Consider the following 13,797-nt stretch of genomic DNA (forward strand, 5'->3'; position numbering starts at 1 on the left):
TCAGATGACAGTCAATTGGAATGAAACACGTTCGTATTTAGAAAGCAAGATGCAAGCGAAACCGGAAATCGGTTTGATTCTCGGTTCAGGACTCGGTGTCCTTGCAGATGACATCGAAAATCCGATTGCGATTCCTTACAGCGATATCCCGAACTTCCCCGTGTCGACGGTCGAAGGCCATGCGGGGCAACTGGTCTTCGGAACGCTCGAAGGGAAACAAGTCGTCGCGATGCAAGGACGGTTCCACTTCTACGAAGGCTACTCGATGGAAATGGTTACGTTCCCGGTCCGTGTCATGAAAGCGATTGGTGTCGAAACACTGATCGTCACGAATGCAGCCGGTGCCTGCAACGAAGCATTTGAACCGGGTGATTTGATGTTGATCACGGATCATATCAACTTCTTCGGAACAAACCCGTTGATCGGGAAAAACGTGGATGAGATGGGACCACGTTTCCCGGATATGTCAAAACCGTATGATACAGAGCTGTTGCGTCTTGCGCAAGAAACGGCAGATGAATTAGGCATTCGAGTTCGTCAAGGCGTCTACTTCGGGAACACAGGACCGACATACGAAACACCGGCCGAAGTTAAACTCGCCCGGTTATTAGGTGGAGATGTCGTCGGGATGTCGACGGTTCCGGAAGTCATCGTCGCCCGTCACGCGGATATGCGAGTGCTTGGAATTTCGTGTGTCTCGAACATGGCAGCAGGGATTCTCGATCAACCACTTCATCATGATGAAGTCATGGAAACAACAGAACGTGTCCGAGCGCATTTCTTGTCGCTTGTCCGTGGTTCAATTAAAAAAATGTAAGCACGAATTATCCTAGAGGAGGAATTTATTATGCGTATGGTAGATTTGATTGCAACAAAACGGGACGGCGGCGAGTTATCAACAGCCGATATTAAAGCGATGGTTGAAGGATTCACGAATGGTGACATTCCTGATTATCAAATGTCAGCGATGTCGATGGCGATTTTCTATCAAGGTATGTCGGATCGCGAAATCGCGGATTTGACGATGGCGATGGTCGAATCAGGTGACGTGATTGATTTATCACGGATCCACGGTAAAAAAGTCGACAAACACTCAACAGGCGGCGTTGGCGATAAGATCAGTCTGATCGTCGCACCACTTGTCGCGTCAATCGGGATTCCGGTCGCGAAGATGAGTGGACGTGGTCTTGGTCACACCGGCGGAACAATCGACAAACTCGAAGCATTCCCAGGATTTGATGTGGAGTTGTCGGAAGAAGCATTCGTTTCGCAAGTCAACGACATCAAGATGGCGATCATCGGTCAAACAGGTAACCTGACGCCGGCAGACAAAAAATTGTACGCCTTACGTGACGTGACAGCGACGGTCAACTCAATTCCGTTGATCGCAAGCTCGATCATGTCGAAAAAAATCGCAGCCGGTGCCGACAGTATCGTCCTCGACGTCAAAACGGGTTCTGGTGCTTTCATGAAATCGTTAGATGACGCTAAAGCCCTCGCGACAGAGATGGTCTCGATCGGAAAAAGTGTTAACCGGAAGACGATTGCCGTCATCACGGACATGGATCAGCCGCTCGGAAACGAAATCGGAAATGCAAACGAAGTCAAAGAAGCGATCGAAGTGCTACAAGGGAAAGATGTTCGTGATTTGAAAGTCATCGCTTTGACGATTGCTTCGCATATGGCAGTCCTTGGTGAGTTCTACCCGACGTTTGACGAAGCATATGCCGATCTCGAGACACGTCTCGCGAACGGAGCAGCACTCGACGTCTTCAAGAAGTTCATCGCAGCGCAAGGCGGCGATGCGTCACTCGTCGACGATATGTCAAAAGCACTTGAAACGAAATTCGAAAAAGATTTCGTGGCGTCTAAAGCAGGATACGTCTCGGAAATCATCGCGGATGAAGTCGGTGTCGCAGCCATGATTCTTGGAGCAGGCCGCGCGACGAAGGCAGATGTCATCGATCACGCAGCAAGCGTCACCTTGTTCAAAAAAGTTGGAGACTATGTTGAAGTCGGTGATGTCATCGCGACACTCCGTTCGAACAAAGAAACACTTGATCAAGCGATCGAAAAAATGGATCATGCGTACCATATCAGTGAGACGAAGCCGGAAGCACGTCCACTCGTTCATGCGGTCATCCAATAAGACGTTTTCTGACAACCATTTGGGTTTCTTTCCCAAATGGTTGTTTTTTTGTTATAGTAAAATAAATGACGTAGGGGGGAATACAGATGAAACCAAAAAAACTAACTGTCGGCGATACGATTGCGATCCTCTCACCGGCATCCGCGGTCGCAGCTTACGTACCGCGTCGTCTCCAACGGGGAATCGAGACACTGGAACGGATGGGCTTTCAGGTCCTCGTGATGCCGAACACGACAGCGGTCCACAGTCATACGGCAGGAACGATCGGCGAACGGATCCAGGATTTACATATGGCGTTTCAAAATCCGGATGTCAAAGCGATCATTGCGACGATCGGCGGTTTTAACTCACATCAGTTGCTTGATGAGCTTGATTACGAGTTAATCCGCAATAATCCAAAAATCTTGATGGGCTACAGCGATATTACGGCTCTTCTGTCCGGGATTCATACGAAAACCGGTTTGACGACGTTCGTCGGACCAGCTATTTTACCGCAATTTGGTCAATTGCATGGACTTGACGCGTATACAAAAAAGTGGTTTGAAAAAACATTGATGCAGACCGGACCGATTGGTCAAATCGAATCGTCCGACGAATGGACGGATGAAACCTTACGCTGGGACGTCGCGGACGACCGGGAGCGGACACATGTCGACAATGACGGATACCTCGTCGCACGTGCGGGAAAGGGGACGGGTTCAATCCTCGCCGGAAACCTCGGAACACTGTTATTGCTTGCTGGTACACCGTACATGCCGTCATTTGACGGTGTCGTCCTGATGCTTGAAGACGACGAAAGTGAGACGCCGGAGACGATCGACCGGTACTTCACGCAGCTGCGTCATCTTGGGGCTTATGACAAGATATCAGCCCTTGTCGTCGGCCGTTTTTCCCGCAAAGTCGAGTTTGATCCGGACTTCCCTTTGAAAGACATCATTTTGCGGGCGACACGCGGCTACGATTTCCCGATTGTGCTTGAAGCAGACTTCGGACATACGGATCCGGTCCTGACGTTACCGAACGGGATTCGGGCGACCGTCGAGGCAAATGAAGCGGTTGTCCTCGAAATTCTCGAATCGGCAGTGGAATGAGTAAAAAACCTGCGTTTTGAGTAAAGGTTTGATACACTAGATAACGAAGCCATGATAGATGTCGTGGCGAACACCATTAGCTGAAAAGCGCGAAAGGTTGGTATACGATGCAAAAAACTGGATATATCTTATTAGAAGACGGAAATAAAATTGAGTTTGAATTGTTTAACGACGACGCACCGATCACAACAGAAAACTTTGAGAACCTTGCGAACTCGAACTTCTACGATGGATTGAACTTCCACCGTGTCATCCCGGGCTTCGTCTCACAAGGCGGTTGCCCGATCGGAAACGGAACGGGTGGTTCTGGTAAGACGATTCCGTGTGAAACGTCAACATCATACCCGCACAAACACAAAGCCGGTTCGCTTTCAATGGCGCACGCAGGCCGTAACACAGGATCAAGCCAATTCTTCGTCGTCCACGAGCCACAGCCGCATCTCGACGGTGTGCACACAGTCTTCGGACAAGTGACGTCAGGTCTTGAACATGCTCAAAAAATGAAGCAAGGCGCCGGCATTAAAGAAATTCGCGTCGAAGCGTAAGTCATTCCTCTCCTTCTTTGATGAAAGAAGGGGAGTTTTTTTTCGGTTGATTACGGGAATTCATAAAAAGAATCAAAAAACAAAGGGGCGATCCATAATGCGTCTAGCAGGAAAAAAGATTATCCAGCTTGTCAGTAATGATTTTGAGGATTTAGAACTGTGGTACCCGGTCCACCGGTTACGGGAAGAAGGGGCCGTCGTTGAGATCGTCGGTGAAAAGGCCGATGAAAAATACATCGGAAAATACGGTGTACCAATCGTCTCGGACAAGGCATTTGAAGATATCACACCGTCCGACTATGATGCGATTCTCGTACCGGGAGGCTGGTCACCGGATCTATTGCGCCGGTTTGATTCCGTACTTGCCATGGTCCGCCATTTTGATCAAACGAAACAACCGATTGGTCAGATCTGTCATGCCGGTTGGGTCTTGATTTCAGCAGGTGTCTTAGAAGGAGTCAACGTCACGAGTACACCAGGGATCAAGGATGATATGACGAATGCGGGAGCCGTTTGGCACGATCAAGCCGTTGTCGTGGATGGACATATCGTATCCAGCCGTCGGCCACCCGATTTACCAGATTACATGCGCGAATTCATCACAGTCCTTGAGGCTTCGAAAAAAGCGTAAGCAGCCGTCGAAGAACACGCAAAAGTTGATCTTTAAGCGGAACGTGGGGCGGATTTTTTAATCCAGCCCCTGTTCTTGTCTAGACACGATCACTGACCGGTGGAAATAAGGATATCGCCCGAGGAAATCATCTCAAGCGGACGATGATACGCCGGATTTCATTCTGATTTTTGTATGAATGGACAAAAAAATGAGGTAATTTGACCCGAGAAGGTGTAGAATAAACAAGTCTCAGTCGATCATACTCCTGAGAGTTGTTGAAACTAGGAAGGTGTAGAATCAGATGCTCGTAAAATATAAAAAGTTGAATGAACGGACCGCGATGGGGTTAATCGCTTTTTCGTGTGAAGTGAAGGATCCAAAGTATTTGCTTGAAACGGTTCAAACCTATGAACAAGATGAAAATCAACAGTTGTATCTCTATAAACAAGATGAAGACTTTATCGGAATCATCGGGTTTCAATTAGTGGATGGCCACGCTGAATTGAAACATATCGCCTTGTCCCCTTCCTTCCGGGGAGAACGTATGTCTTACATGTTGCTTGATGCGGCAGAAAAGATGATGCGAATGGAGATTACAGGGGCAACGGAAGAAACCAGTCGGCTTGTTGAAAAGTGGAAAACCCAATAAAAACCGGTCCATGTAGTTTCGGACCGGTTTTTTCATTTCCTTGCCCGTTCAGCCAGAGCCATCTGTCTCGCCGTGATGACATCTTGTCGATCACGTAACACATGCTTATGCAGTAAAAAGGATGGGTCGTGCCGATATTCAATCGGAAGTTCTTTGACACGTCGCGTCAAGTCGTCCGTTAACGGTAACGGCAAGTGCTGATAGTCGGGCTGAGTGAACAGCGGTTGTAACGCAAGTAGACGGTCAACGTCGATGCCGTGACCCGTCAACGCTCCCTTGTGACGCGTGATTTTTTGAAAGGCTTTCGGATAGGTCCGCATGGCACCGGGTAAGTTCCCCCGGCGATGATGGTACCGTGCGACCGCAAGTTGGATCAAGGCGACGAGGGCCTCATCTTGTCGATGACCTGCTTGCCACAGTTCTTCAAGCACTTCATGGCATTCAAAATAGTCCTGTTGCACATTAAATTCAAAAGCGAATTGTTCGATTGGATGCATCGGTGCACCTCCTTTCCTTTTAATATAGCATAGTCGAAGTAGCGTGATGTGTGGTATACTAAGGCGCAAAAAACGTTGATGGGCAGGGAGAATCATGGAATCATACAGTGTAAAGATGGATGCGTTTGAAGGCCCGTTGGATTTGTTGTTACATTTGATTGGTAAACTAGAGATTGACCTGTATGATATTTCAGTATCGATCGTGACGGATCAGTATGTGTCCTATATCCGGGCGATGCAGCATCTGGAACTGGACGTGGCAAGTGAATATCTTGTCATGGCAGCAACGCTCTTGCAATTAAAAAGTAAACAACTGTTACCTGTCGAACAGACAGATTTCGAAGAAGTTCCTGATTTTGAGGAGGATCCGACACGAGAAGGGTTGATTCAGCAACTGATTGAATATAAAGCATACAAGGAAGCGGCACTTGTCCTGAAAGAAAAAGAAGAAGCCCGACTTGAACTTTTTTCAAAACAGCCAGAAGACTTGATGGCGTACCTCGATGCGGACTCACATGATTATAGCGGTAACCTGTCCTTTAGTGACTTGTTGCGTGCTTATGAAAAAATGCGTCAACGTGTCGCCTGGAAGGTACGTCGCTCAAAAACCGTCAAACGGGAAGAGCGGACGCTTGAGCAACAGATGGTTCATGTTTCGGAATATGTCTTCGCGAATGACGGGACGACCTTTTTTGGTTTCTTTACGGAGCAACCGACCGTCGAAGAGTTGGTCGTCAGTTTCTTGGCAGTGCTCGAACTCGTCAAACAACGGGTCGTCGCCTGCGAACAGATGAACGACGACATCTTGCTGCGTGCCTTAGTGAAGGAGGAGAATCAGATTGGCGTATGATCGTATCATTGAAAGTTTATTGTTTGTCGTCGGAGACGATGGCATTGATCCACGTGGTCTGAGTCAAGTCCTTGAAATCAGCGAGGCAGCCGCACGGGAACAGTTACATGCTCTTCAAGCGACGTTTGAAGCTGACGGACGAGTGTTGCAAATCGTCGAATCGGGTGGTGTCTTTAAGATGGTCACCCGAAAAGAGATGTCGCCGTATGTACAGGCGTATGCCGGTTCGCTTGCAGAAGACAGTCTGTCCCGCGCTGCAATGGAGACACTGGTCATCATCGCCTACAAACAGCCGGTCACACGGGCCGATATCGAAGTCATCCGTGGGGTCAAGACGGAACGTGTCATTCATACGTTGAGTGCAAAAGGATTAATTGATGAAGCCGGGCGGGCTAAAGGCGTCGGGCGTGCAAAATTGTATAAGACGACGGATCATTTTTTGGATCACTTCGGACTGAACAGTATCGAAGAGTTGCCACCGCTCGAGTTTGAAGAAACGTTAGAAGCGGATGGAGACCTATTTTTCCGGAATGAGTCGTCACTAGAGGAGAGAATAAATTAATGGAACGTCTACAAAAAATTATTGCCCAAGCTGGTGTCGCATCGCGACGTAAAGCAGAAGAACTGATTACAGAAGGTCGTGTCAAAGTCAACGGGAAAGTCATTACCGAACTGGGTACGAAAGTCGGAGGCCGTGCGGAAGTGGAAGTGGACGGCGTCAAACTGGAACGGGAAGAACACGTCTACTACATGTTGTACAAACCAACAGGTGTCGTCTCGACGGTAGAAGATGACAAAGGACGTAAGACAGTCGTCGATTTGGTTCCGCCTGGACACCGTGTGTTCCCGGTCGGTCGTCTCGATTACAATACAAGTGGTTTGTTACTGTTGACGAACGACGGTGAATTTTCAAACCTCTTGCTTCACCCGAAATACAAAGTCCCGAAACGCTATATCGTTAAAATTAAAGGGGTGCCGGATTATTATCATGTCAAAGGTCTTGAAAAAGGTGTCGTCTTACCGGACGGATTCAAGACAGGCAAGGCACGTGTCGAGATGCGTGACGTCGACAAGAAAAAGAATACAGCGATTTTAGAAATGGTCATCTATGAAGGTCATAACCGTCAAGTCCGGCAAATGGTTGAAACACTTGGAGCGGAAGTCATCAAGCTGAAACGTGAACAGTTTGGTTTCCTGACACTGGCTGGATTGACATCAGGCGACTGGCGTGAACTTTCAAAAAAAGAAGTCAATCAATTGCGTGAGCTGGCGGATCCAGTTGCTCCCCCTACGAAAAGACGTAAGAACACAAAAAAACGTTAATTTGTAAAGCGAGAAGCTCAGCCTACGGGTTGAGTTTTCTTTGTTTGTGACAAAACGATTAACGTATTTCACATTCTGTCAACAATTAAGCGATTTCAAGTACAATATGGGTGGAGGCGGTGCAACATGAAAAAAACGAATCAAAACCCGGATGAGCGGCTAGCAGCCGCAAAGCAAAAGAAGAAAAAACGTTCATTTTGGCGGTTAATGATCATGACGATGGTATTATTCGCCGGTGCGGTCGTCATCATGCAGTTTGTGGACCAGGCGACACGCGATAAGGACGGACGAGTCCTTGCCGGAGATGATGCGCCAGGATTTGCGCTTGTTGATCTGTATGGGGAAAAACAACATACGATGGATGAGTACAAAGGAAAAGGACTGTTGCTTAATTTTTGGGGTACGTTCTGTGAACCATGTAAAAAAGAGATGCCATTGATTAATGACAATTATGACATGATGCAAAAAGCAGGCGTCAATTTTGCTGCGGTCAATGTCGGTGAAACACCGGTCCGTGTGTCAAGTTTCATCAAAGAGATTGGCGGGACGGAGTATCCGATTTTGATGGATACGAACAGTTCGGTCGAAAAAGCGTACGGCATCTACAACTTACCGGTGACGTTCATCATTAATAAAGAAGGTAAAGTCGTCGAGAAGTATGAAGGTGAAATCGATCAGGCAAAACTGGAGGAAATGATTAAAAAAGCAAACGAGTAACGCATCGAGGGGGAATTTATGATGCAGCAGGAATATAAGCAACTGGATATGCGTTATGAGGAAGCCGAGCTTCGTTCGAAACGGAAAAATCAGTCATGGATTGACCGGACATGGACGTTCTTTTCATCCGTCAAGGTCGGGCTTTGGCTGATCGGCTTAATCATCATCGCAAGTGGGGTCGGAACGATCTTCCCGCAAGAGATGTACATTCCACAAGCGATCCCACCGGAAGAATTTTACGGTAAAGAATACGGCACGGCCGGTGATATGTATTATGCGTTAGGGTTCCACAATTTATTCGAATCCTGGTGGTACATTGGACTGATTACGTTATTGTTACTTTCAATCATCATCGTGTCGATCGACCGTTTCTTCCCGCTTTATCGCGCGTTGAAGAAACAACCGGTCATCCAGTCCGACCGTTTTATGGGCGGTCAGCGATTTGGCGCTGAAGCGACTGGGACGGTAAACCAGATTGATGCCATCGAACCGTTATTAAAGAAAAAAGGCTACAAGATTCGTCGGCAAGACGGAGCCCTCTTGGCAGAAAAACAACGATTCGGTCGTTGGGGTCCATACATCAACCATATTGGATTGGTCCTGTTTTTTGGTGGCGCGATGTTACGGATCGTTCCTGGCATGCATGAAGATGAGCTGCTCTGGATTCGTGAAGGGGAGACGTTGCCGATCGAGGCGACGGATAACGAATACTACCTCGAGAACAATGCCTTTAACATCGAATTCTACGATCCGGCAAAAGAGGATGAGAAATTCAGTGAAGCCTTAAAACGAGCCGGCGGAAGTGTTCCGAAAAATTACGATACGCAGATGACGCTCTATGAAAAAGTCGGCATGTCGGACGATTTTAAACCGAAGCTTGAAAAAGTAAAATCGGGTGAAACGGCCGTCAACCAACCATTTGAATTTGGGAATTATCAAGTCTTCCAAGAACAATATGCGGCAGACCCGGAATTCAAGACGATGTCCTTTAACATCGAAAATCAAAAAACGGGCAAAGTTGTCGATACGATCAAAGTCGATTTACGAAACCCGCAAGAAACATACCCATTAAAAGATGGATACGAAGTGGAACTAAAAGACTTCTTACCGGACTTTGTCGTCAAAGACGGAAAACCGACGACGAACTCATCCCGTCCCGTCAATCCGGCATTTGTCTTTACGATTAAATCGCCAGAACATCCAAAAGGCGAACGCAGTCTGATCGGCATCAAACTCAATGTCGGGGGTGATGAAAATCAGTACAAGATGGGCTTTGCCGGAACGGAACTCTCGAATATCTCAGGTGTCCGGATCAAAAAAGATTTGACGTTACCTTTCTTGTTTGCAGGCGGCATGATTTTCATGTTTGGTCTGTTGCTTGGTATGTACTGGCCACACCGTAGAGTCTGGTTAAAAGAAACAAACGGGCAGATCAACATTGCCGGATTTACGAACAAAAACGCACTTGGACTTCAAAAAGAAGTCAATCTCGCCTTGACTGAAGTGGGACTTCCGCAACTGGAAGACCGGCAGAAGTTGCGGGAAGAGGGGGAATCGAAATGAATCTGCTTAGCTTGAGTAGCAACTTATTGCTCGCATCTTTTATCTTATATCTGATCAGTACCGGTTTCTTTGCCGTTGCGACGAGCGGTAAGAAGGGACCAACACGTTCCGGAAAGATCGCTTTTTCACTCGCAATTCTTGGGTTTGCTGCCCAACTGGGTTACTTCTTTACACGCTGGGCGGGAGCGGGTCACGTTCCGGTCTCGAACTTATATGAATATACGACATTCTTCGGCATGATGATGGTCCTTGGTTTCTTGATCGTCTACGGGATTTATCGCAACAACGTCCTTGGACTTGTCGCGATGCCGGTAGCCTTACTCGTCATCGCCTATGCGTCGATGTTCCCGGACGAAGTGCAACCGCTGATTCCAGCCTTACAAAGTGTCTGGCTCAAAATTCACGTCACGACGGCAGCACTCGGAGAAGGAATTCTTGCCGTCAGTTTTGCGACGGGCTTGTTGTATCTGATCCACGCGACGGACTTTAGTAAAGAATCGAAAACACGGACGTGGCTCGAAGTCGTCATGTTTTCACTTGCATGTGTCGTCGGTTATATCGTCGTTGGTCTATTGTTCAACGCACTTGGCACAAACTCGACGATTGAATACGTCGCGAAAAATGGTGCGACGATGCAACATGAGTACACGATGCCGGTCTTGACGGGTCCTGAAAACGGGAAAATCATCTCAGGTTCAGGTGCTGTCGCTGAGTTACCGAACTTCCTCAATGCCAATAAAGTCAATACGGTCTTATGGTCATTGATTGGTGGAGTAGTCTTGTACGCCTTACTCCGGTTCGTCATTTTACGGAAACGTCTCGCAGAAAGCTTAAAGCCGATTGCGCGCAAAATTGATCTTGAGACAGCGGATGAAATCAGTTACCGCGCGATTGCGATCGGATTACCGATTTTCATTCTTGGTGGTTTGATCTTCGCGATGATTTGGGCACAGATGGCATGGAGCCGTTACTGGGGCTGGGATCCAAAAGAAGTATGGGCACTGATTACGATGCTCTTCTACGTCTTTTATCTGCACATGCGCATACAGCGTGGTTGGATTGGCAAAAAATCAGCATGGTTATGTGTCGGCGGATTTGCGGTCATCATGTTTAACCTCGTCTTCGTCAATCTGGTTGTAGCCGGTCTTCACTCTTACGCATAATGGAGTGAGGAAGAAATAGTAGCATCATCCAGGATGGGTGACGGAAGAACATTTCCGTTTCTCATCCTTTTTGGCGGAGTCAATTGGAATTCCAAGGTCGAGGACGCTATTTCTTTTTGTTTCATAGTATACTAGAAGAGTAGTAGGATAGAGCTAGATAGATTAGTTTATGGGAGGAATCAACTGATGTCAGAAGAAGCGCGTATTTTAGTCGTCGATGACGAGGAACGGATTCGACGTTTATTAAAAATGTATCTCGAACGTGAGAATTTTACGATTGAAGAAGCGGATAACGGAGAAACAGCTCTCGAGATGGCGCTTGAGACGGAATATGATGTAATTCTACTTGATTTGATGATGCCGAAGCTTGATGGGATGCAGGTCTGTGAAGAACTACGGAAGACAAAAGCGACACCAATCGTCATGCTGACGGCAAAAGGGGAAGAGACGAACCGCGTCCACGGCTTTGAGATGGGGGCAGACGATTACATCGTCAAACCGTTCAGTCCACGCGAAGTCGTCTTACGGGTCAAGGCCATCTTGCGTCGTGCGAGTGCGACGAAGTTTTTACACACGGACGCGAAAACAAAAGATGTCATCGTCTTCCCACATTTGACGATCGACAATGATGCCCACCGTGTCACGGTCGAGTCCCAAGAAGTGAACTTGACACCAAAAGAGTACGAATTGCTGTATTTCCTTGCGAAACAGACGGATAAAGTCTTTTCACGCGAGCAATTGTTAAAAGAAGTTTGGAATTACGAGTTTTTCGGCGACTTACGGACAGTCGATACCCATGTCAAACGATTACGTGAAAAATTGAACCGCCTGTCACCAAGCGCGGCTCAGATGATTACGACAGTTTGGGGCGTCGGCTATAAGTTCGAGAACCATCCTGCTTGACGATGAAATGGCTACAGAGTGTCGTCATCAAACTATGGGGAACGATTTTATTGCTCGTTTCCGTCGTCTTGATTGCCTTGACGATTTTGTTACTCGAATTCTTTAATTCGTTTCATATCGAACAAGAACGGGGCCATCTGGCGAAACTGGGTCAGCAGGTCGAAACCGTTTTTCAAGCCCACAGTGGTCTGGAGGAAGGTTCGGCGACCGCAATCGAGATTACCGATATCTACGGCGCGACATTGATTGCGACGACTACAGATGAGACGATCGAAACGAATATCTCGGAAGAGAAGGCAACGCGCATCATCAAGGAACTGGAACGGCAGAACTGGAAAGCTGTTGATGGTGAAGAAGGTGAGACGGCGATCGGGAACTATGAGACGTTTGACGGAAAAGCAGCACTGGCTTACCGGGCCCCCTTCATCACCGAAAGTGGCAGCGGGACGATGTATCTGATTGAACAATTGACGAACATCGAACAGGCAAACGAAGGGGCGCGTCAAATCATTCAACTCTGTGTCTTGCTTGCCATCATCGGGACGACAGTTTTCGCCTTTTTCCTGTCGACGCGGATCACGGCACCTTTGCGGACGATTCGCCAAGCGGTCGTCGAAGCCGGCGAAGGGAAATTCGATCAGAGTCTGACGCAGCGTTCGCGTGACGAGATCGGTGATTTGGCGTTAGCCTTCAATGAAATGAGCAGTCAGCTCAATCAATATGTCACGGATCTCGATAAAGAGCGGCATTTGTTATCGTCGATCTTAAAGTGTATGGCGGACGGTGTCCTGACCTTCTCTGACTCGGGCGAGTTGCTCGCGACCAACCCACCGGCAGAAGCATTCCTCGCGGGAGCACCGGTTCCGGATGAACTGATTGAACTGTTTCAGACGGTCATGCGTAAAGAAACGGAGATGACGGTTTCATTCGAACGGGAAGGTCGGTACTACATCATCATCGTCAGTCCGTTGCTTGAGCAGGAAGAACAGATCGGTGCCGTCGCCGTCTTACGTGACATGACGGAAGCGCAGCAGCTTGAGAAGATGCGCGCCGATTTCGTCGCAAACGTCAGTCATGAGTTACGGACACCCCTCGTCATGTTGCAAGGCTACTCAGAAGCAATCGTCGATGGAATGACGGAAAGTGACGAGGCGACAAAAGAGTTCGCCTCAATCATCTATGACGAATCGCAACGGCTGTCGCGTCTCGTCAACGACCTGCTTGACCTTGCCCGGATGGAAGCCGGGTATCAGGAACAACGGGTGGAATTAATCGAAGCCGTTCCATTTGCCGAACGAATGATTAAAAAATTCAAGCAGATGGGTCTGGAAAAACGGATTTCCTTTGAAGTCGTCGGGCCGAATGTCCAATTTGAAGCCGATCCGGATCAAATGGATCAGGTGATGACGAATTTACTTGGAAATGCGTTACGTTATACGGAAGATGGTCAAATCAAGATTGAAATCGTGGAAGATAGGGAAACTATATCTTTATCTGTAATTGATTCGGGAGATGGGATTCCGGAAGAAGATGTCCCATTTGTGTTTGACCGTTTTTATAAAGCGGATAAAGCCCGGACGCGTGGGAAAACAGGGACCGGGATCGGTCTTGCGATCGTCGCTAACGTCGTTCGGTCACACGATGGCGAAGTCCAAGTCGAAAGTGAACTTGGAAAAGGATCTGTATTCCGAATTCAATTACCAAAAAAACAAAGGAAGCGAACTTTATGATTCG

Annotated in this window: 15 protein-coding genes; 14 read left to right on the forward strand and 1 reads right to left on the reverse strand. The window is 47.8% G+C overall.

From position 1 onward, the window contains the following. Positions 1-4 precede the first annotated feature (4 nt). The 6 genes from BLD48_RS01530 to BLD48_RS01555 all read left to right on the forward strand — a co-directional run bounded on the left by BLD48_RS01530 (position 5) and on the right by BLD48_RS01555 (position 5,047). Entirely contained in the window at positions 5-817 is an 813-nt protein-coding gene (locus BLD48_RS01530) for a purine-nucleoside phosphorylase (RefSeq protein ID WP_071498671.1), read from the forward strand. A gap of 30 nt (positions 818-847) precedes the next feature. Beyond that, on the forward strand, positions 848-2,149 hold the full coding sequence (locus BLD48_RS01535; protein ID WP_071498672.1) for a pyrimidine-nucleoside phosphorylase: 1,302 nt from the start codon (positions 848-850) through the stop codon (positions 2,147-2,149). 86 nt (positions 2,150-2,235) lie between these two features. Beyond that, a complete protein-coding gene (locus BLD48_RS01540; protein ID WP_071498673.1) occupies positions 2,236-3,240 on the forward strand; it encodes a S66 family peptidase in 1,005 nt (334 codons plus the stop codon). 107 nt (positions 3,241-3,347) lie between these two features. Beyond that, positions 3,348-3,785, forward strand: coding sequence for a peptidylprolyl isomerase (locus BLD48_RS01545; protein WP_014969984.1), 438 nt, complete (start codon positions 3,348-3,350; stop codon positions 3,783-3,785). Between the two features lie 97 nt (positions 3,786-3,882). Further along, the gene (locus tag BLD48_RS01550; RefSeq protein WP_071498674.1) at positions 3,883-4,416 is read left to right on the forward strand and encodes a type 1 glutamine amidotransferase domain-containing protein; all 534 of its coding nucleotides are present in this window, start codon (positions 3,883-3,885) and stop codon (positions 4,414-4,416) included. Between the two features lie 283 nt (positions 4,417-4,699). Further along, a complete protein-coding gene (locus BLD48_RS01555) occupies positions 4,700-5,047 on the forward strand; it encodes a GNAT family N-acetyltransferase (RefSeq protein ID WP_071498675.1) in 348 nt (115 codons plus the stop codon). 32 nt (positions 5,048-5,079) lie between these two features. Here BLD48_RS01555 and BLD48_RS01560 read toward each other — a convergent pair whose 3' ends face one another. After that, positions 5,080-5,544, reverse strand: coding sequence for a DUF309 domain-containing protein (locus BLD48_RS01560; RefSeq protein ID WP_071498676.1), 465 nt, complete (start codon positions 5,542-5,544; stop codon positions 5,080-5,082). A 94-nt stretch (positions 5,545-5,638) separates the two neighbouring features. Between BLD48_RS01560 and BLD48_RS01565 the strand changes: the two genes are divergently transcribed. The 8 genes from BLD48_RS01565 (at position 5,639) to BLD48_RS01600 (ending at position 13,793) form a co-directional block, all read left to right on the forward strand. Further along, the gene (locus BLD48_RS01565; protein ID WP_071498677.1) at positions 5,639-6,394 is read left to right on the forward strand and encodes a segregation/condensation protein A; all 756 of its coding nucleotides are present in this window, start codon (positions 5,639-5,641) and stop codon (positions 6,392-6,394) included. Next, on the forward strand, positions 6,384-6,956 hold the full coding sequence (gene scpB, locus BLD48_RS01570) for an SMC-Scp complex subunit ScpB (RefSeq protein ID WP_014969989.1): 573 nt from the start codon (positions 6,384-6,386) through the stop codon (positions 6,954-6,956). Before BLD48_RS01565 ends, scpB begins: the two co-directional genes overlap by 11 nt. After that, the gene (locus BLD48_RS01575; RefSeq protein WP_014969990.1) at positions 6,956-7,717 is read left to right on the forward strand and encodes a pseudouridine synthase; all 762 of its coding nucleotides are present in this window, start codon (positions 6,956-6,958) and stop codon (positions 7,715-7,717) included. Before scpB ends, BLD48_RS01575 begins: the two co-directional genes overlap by 1 nt. A 126-nt stretch (positions 7,718-7,843) precedes the next feature. Further along, on the forward strand, positions 7,844-8,434 hold the full coding sequence (locus BLD48_RS01580) for a redoxin domain-containing protein (protein ID WP_014969991.1): 591 nt from the start codon (positions 7,844-7,846) through the stop codon (positions 8,432-8,434). 21 nt (positions 8,435-8,455) lie between these two features. Further along, entirely contained in the window at positions 8,456-9,997 is a 1,542-nt protein-coding gene (gene resB, locus BLD48_RS01585; protein ID WP_236629905.1) for a cytochrome c biogenesis protein ResB, read from the forward strand. Then, positions 9,994-11,160, forward strand: coding sequence for a c-type cytochrome biogenesis protein CcsB (gene ccsB / locus BLD48_RS01590; protein ID WP_026831112.1), 1,167 nt, complete (start codon positions 9,994-9,996; stop codon positions 11,158-11,160). Before resB ends, ccsB begins: the two co-directional genes overlap by 4 nt. A 186-nt stretch (positions 11,161-11,346) precedes the next feature. Continuing rightward, on the forward strand, positions 11,347-12,063 hold the full coding sequence (locus BLD48_RS01595) for a response regulator transcription factor (RefSeq protein WP_014969994.1): 717 nt from the start codon (positions 11,347-11,349) through the stop codon (positions 12,061-12,063). 2 nt (positions 12,064-12,065) lie between these two features. Continuing rightward, positions 12,066-13,793: an ATP-binding protein gene (locus BLD48_RS01600; RefSeq protein ID WP_071498746.1), complete on the forward strand. Its 1,728-nt coding sequence runs from the start codon at positions 12,066-12,068 to the stop codon at positions 13,791-13,793. Positions 13,794-13,797 lie beyond the last annotated feature (4 nt).

The sequence above is a fragment of the Exiguobacterium sp. KRL4 genome (genome assembly GCF_001870785.1).
Lineage (GTDB): Bacteria > Bacillota > Bacilli > Exiguobacteriales > Exiguobacteriaceae > Exiguobacterium_A.

What these genes read in the sequence shown, in the direction of transcription:
- BLD48_RS01530 (WP_071498671.1), top strand. Translation starts at nt 5, where the DNA reads ATGACAGTCAATTGGAATGAAACACGTTCGTATTTAGAAAGCAAGATG.
- BLD48_RS01535 (WP_071498672.1), top strand. Translation starts at nt 848, where the DNA reads ATGCGTATGGTAGATTTGATTGCAACAAAACGGGACGGCGGCGAGTTA.
- BLD48_RS01540 (WP_071498673.1), top strand. Translation starts at nt 2,236, where the DNA reads ATGAAACCAAAAAAACTAACTGTCGGCGATACGATTGCGATCCTCTCA.
- BLD48_RS01545 (WP_014969984.1), top strand. Translation starts at nt 3,348, where the DNA reads ATGCAAAAAACTGGATATATCTTATTAGAAGACGGAAATAAAATTGAG.
- BLD48_RS01550 (WP_071498674.1), top strand. Translation starts at nt 3,883, where the DNA reads ATGCGTCTAGCAGGAAAAAAGATTATCCAGCTTGTCAGTAATGATTTT.
- BLD48_RS01555 (WP_071498675.1), top strand. Translation starts at nt 4,700, where the DNA reads ATGCTCGTAAAATATAAAAAGTTGAATGAACGGACCGCGATGGGGTTA.
- BLD48_RS01560 (WP_071498676.1), bottom strand. Translation starts at nt 5,544, where the DNA reads ATGCATCCAATCGAACAATTCGCTTTTGAATTTAATGTGCAACAGGAC.
- BLD48_RS01565 (WP_071498677.1), top strand. Translation starts at nt 5,639, where the DNA reads ATGGAATCATACAGTGTAAAGATGGATGCGTTTGAAGGCCCGTTGGAT.
- BLD48_RS01575 (WP_014969990.1), top strand. Translation starts at nt 6,956, where the DNA reads ATGGAACGTCTACAAAAAATTATTGCCCAAGCTGGTGTCGCATCGCGA.
- BLD48_RS01580 (WP_014969991.1), top strand. Translation starts at nt 7,844, where the DNA reads ATGAAAAAAACGAATCAAAACCCGGATGAGCGGCTAGCAGCCGCAAAG.
- resB (WP_236629905.1), top strand. Translation starts at nt 8,456, where the DNA reads ATGCAGCAGGAATATAAGCAACTGGATATGCGTTATGAGGAAGCCGAG.
- ccsB (WP_026831112.1), top strand. Translation starts at nt 9,994, where the DNA reads ATGAATCTGCTTAGCTTGAGTAGCAACTTATTGCTCGCATCTTTTATC.
- BLD48_RS01595 (WP_014969994.1), top strand. Translation starts at nt 11,347, where the DNA reads ATGTCAGAAGAAGCGCGTATTTTAGTCGTCGATGACGAGGAACGGATT.
- BLD48_RS01600 (WP_071498746.1), top strand. Translation starts at nt 12,066, where the DNA reads ATGAAATGGCTACAGAGTGTCGTCATCAAACTATGGGGAACGATTTTA.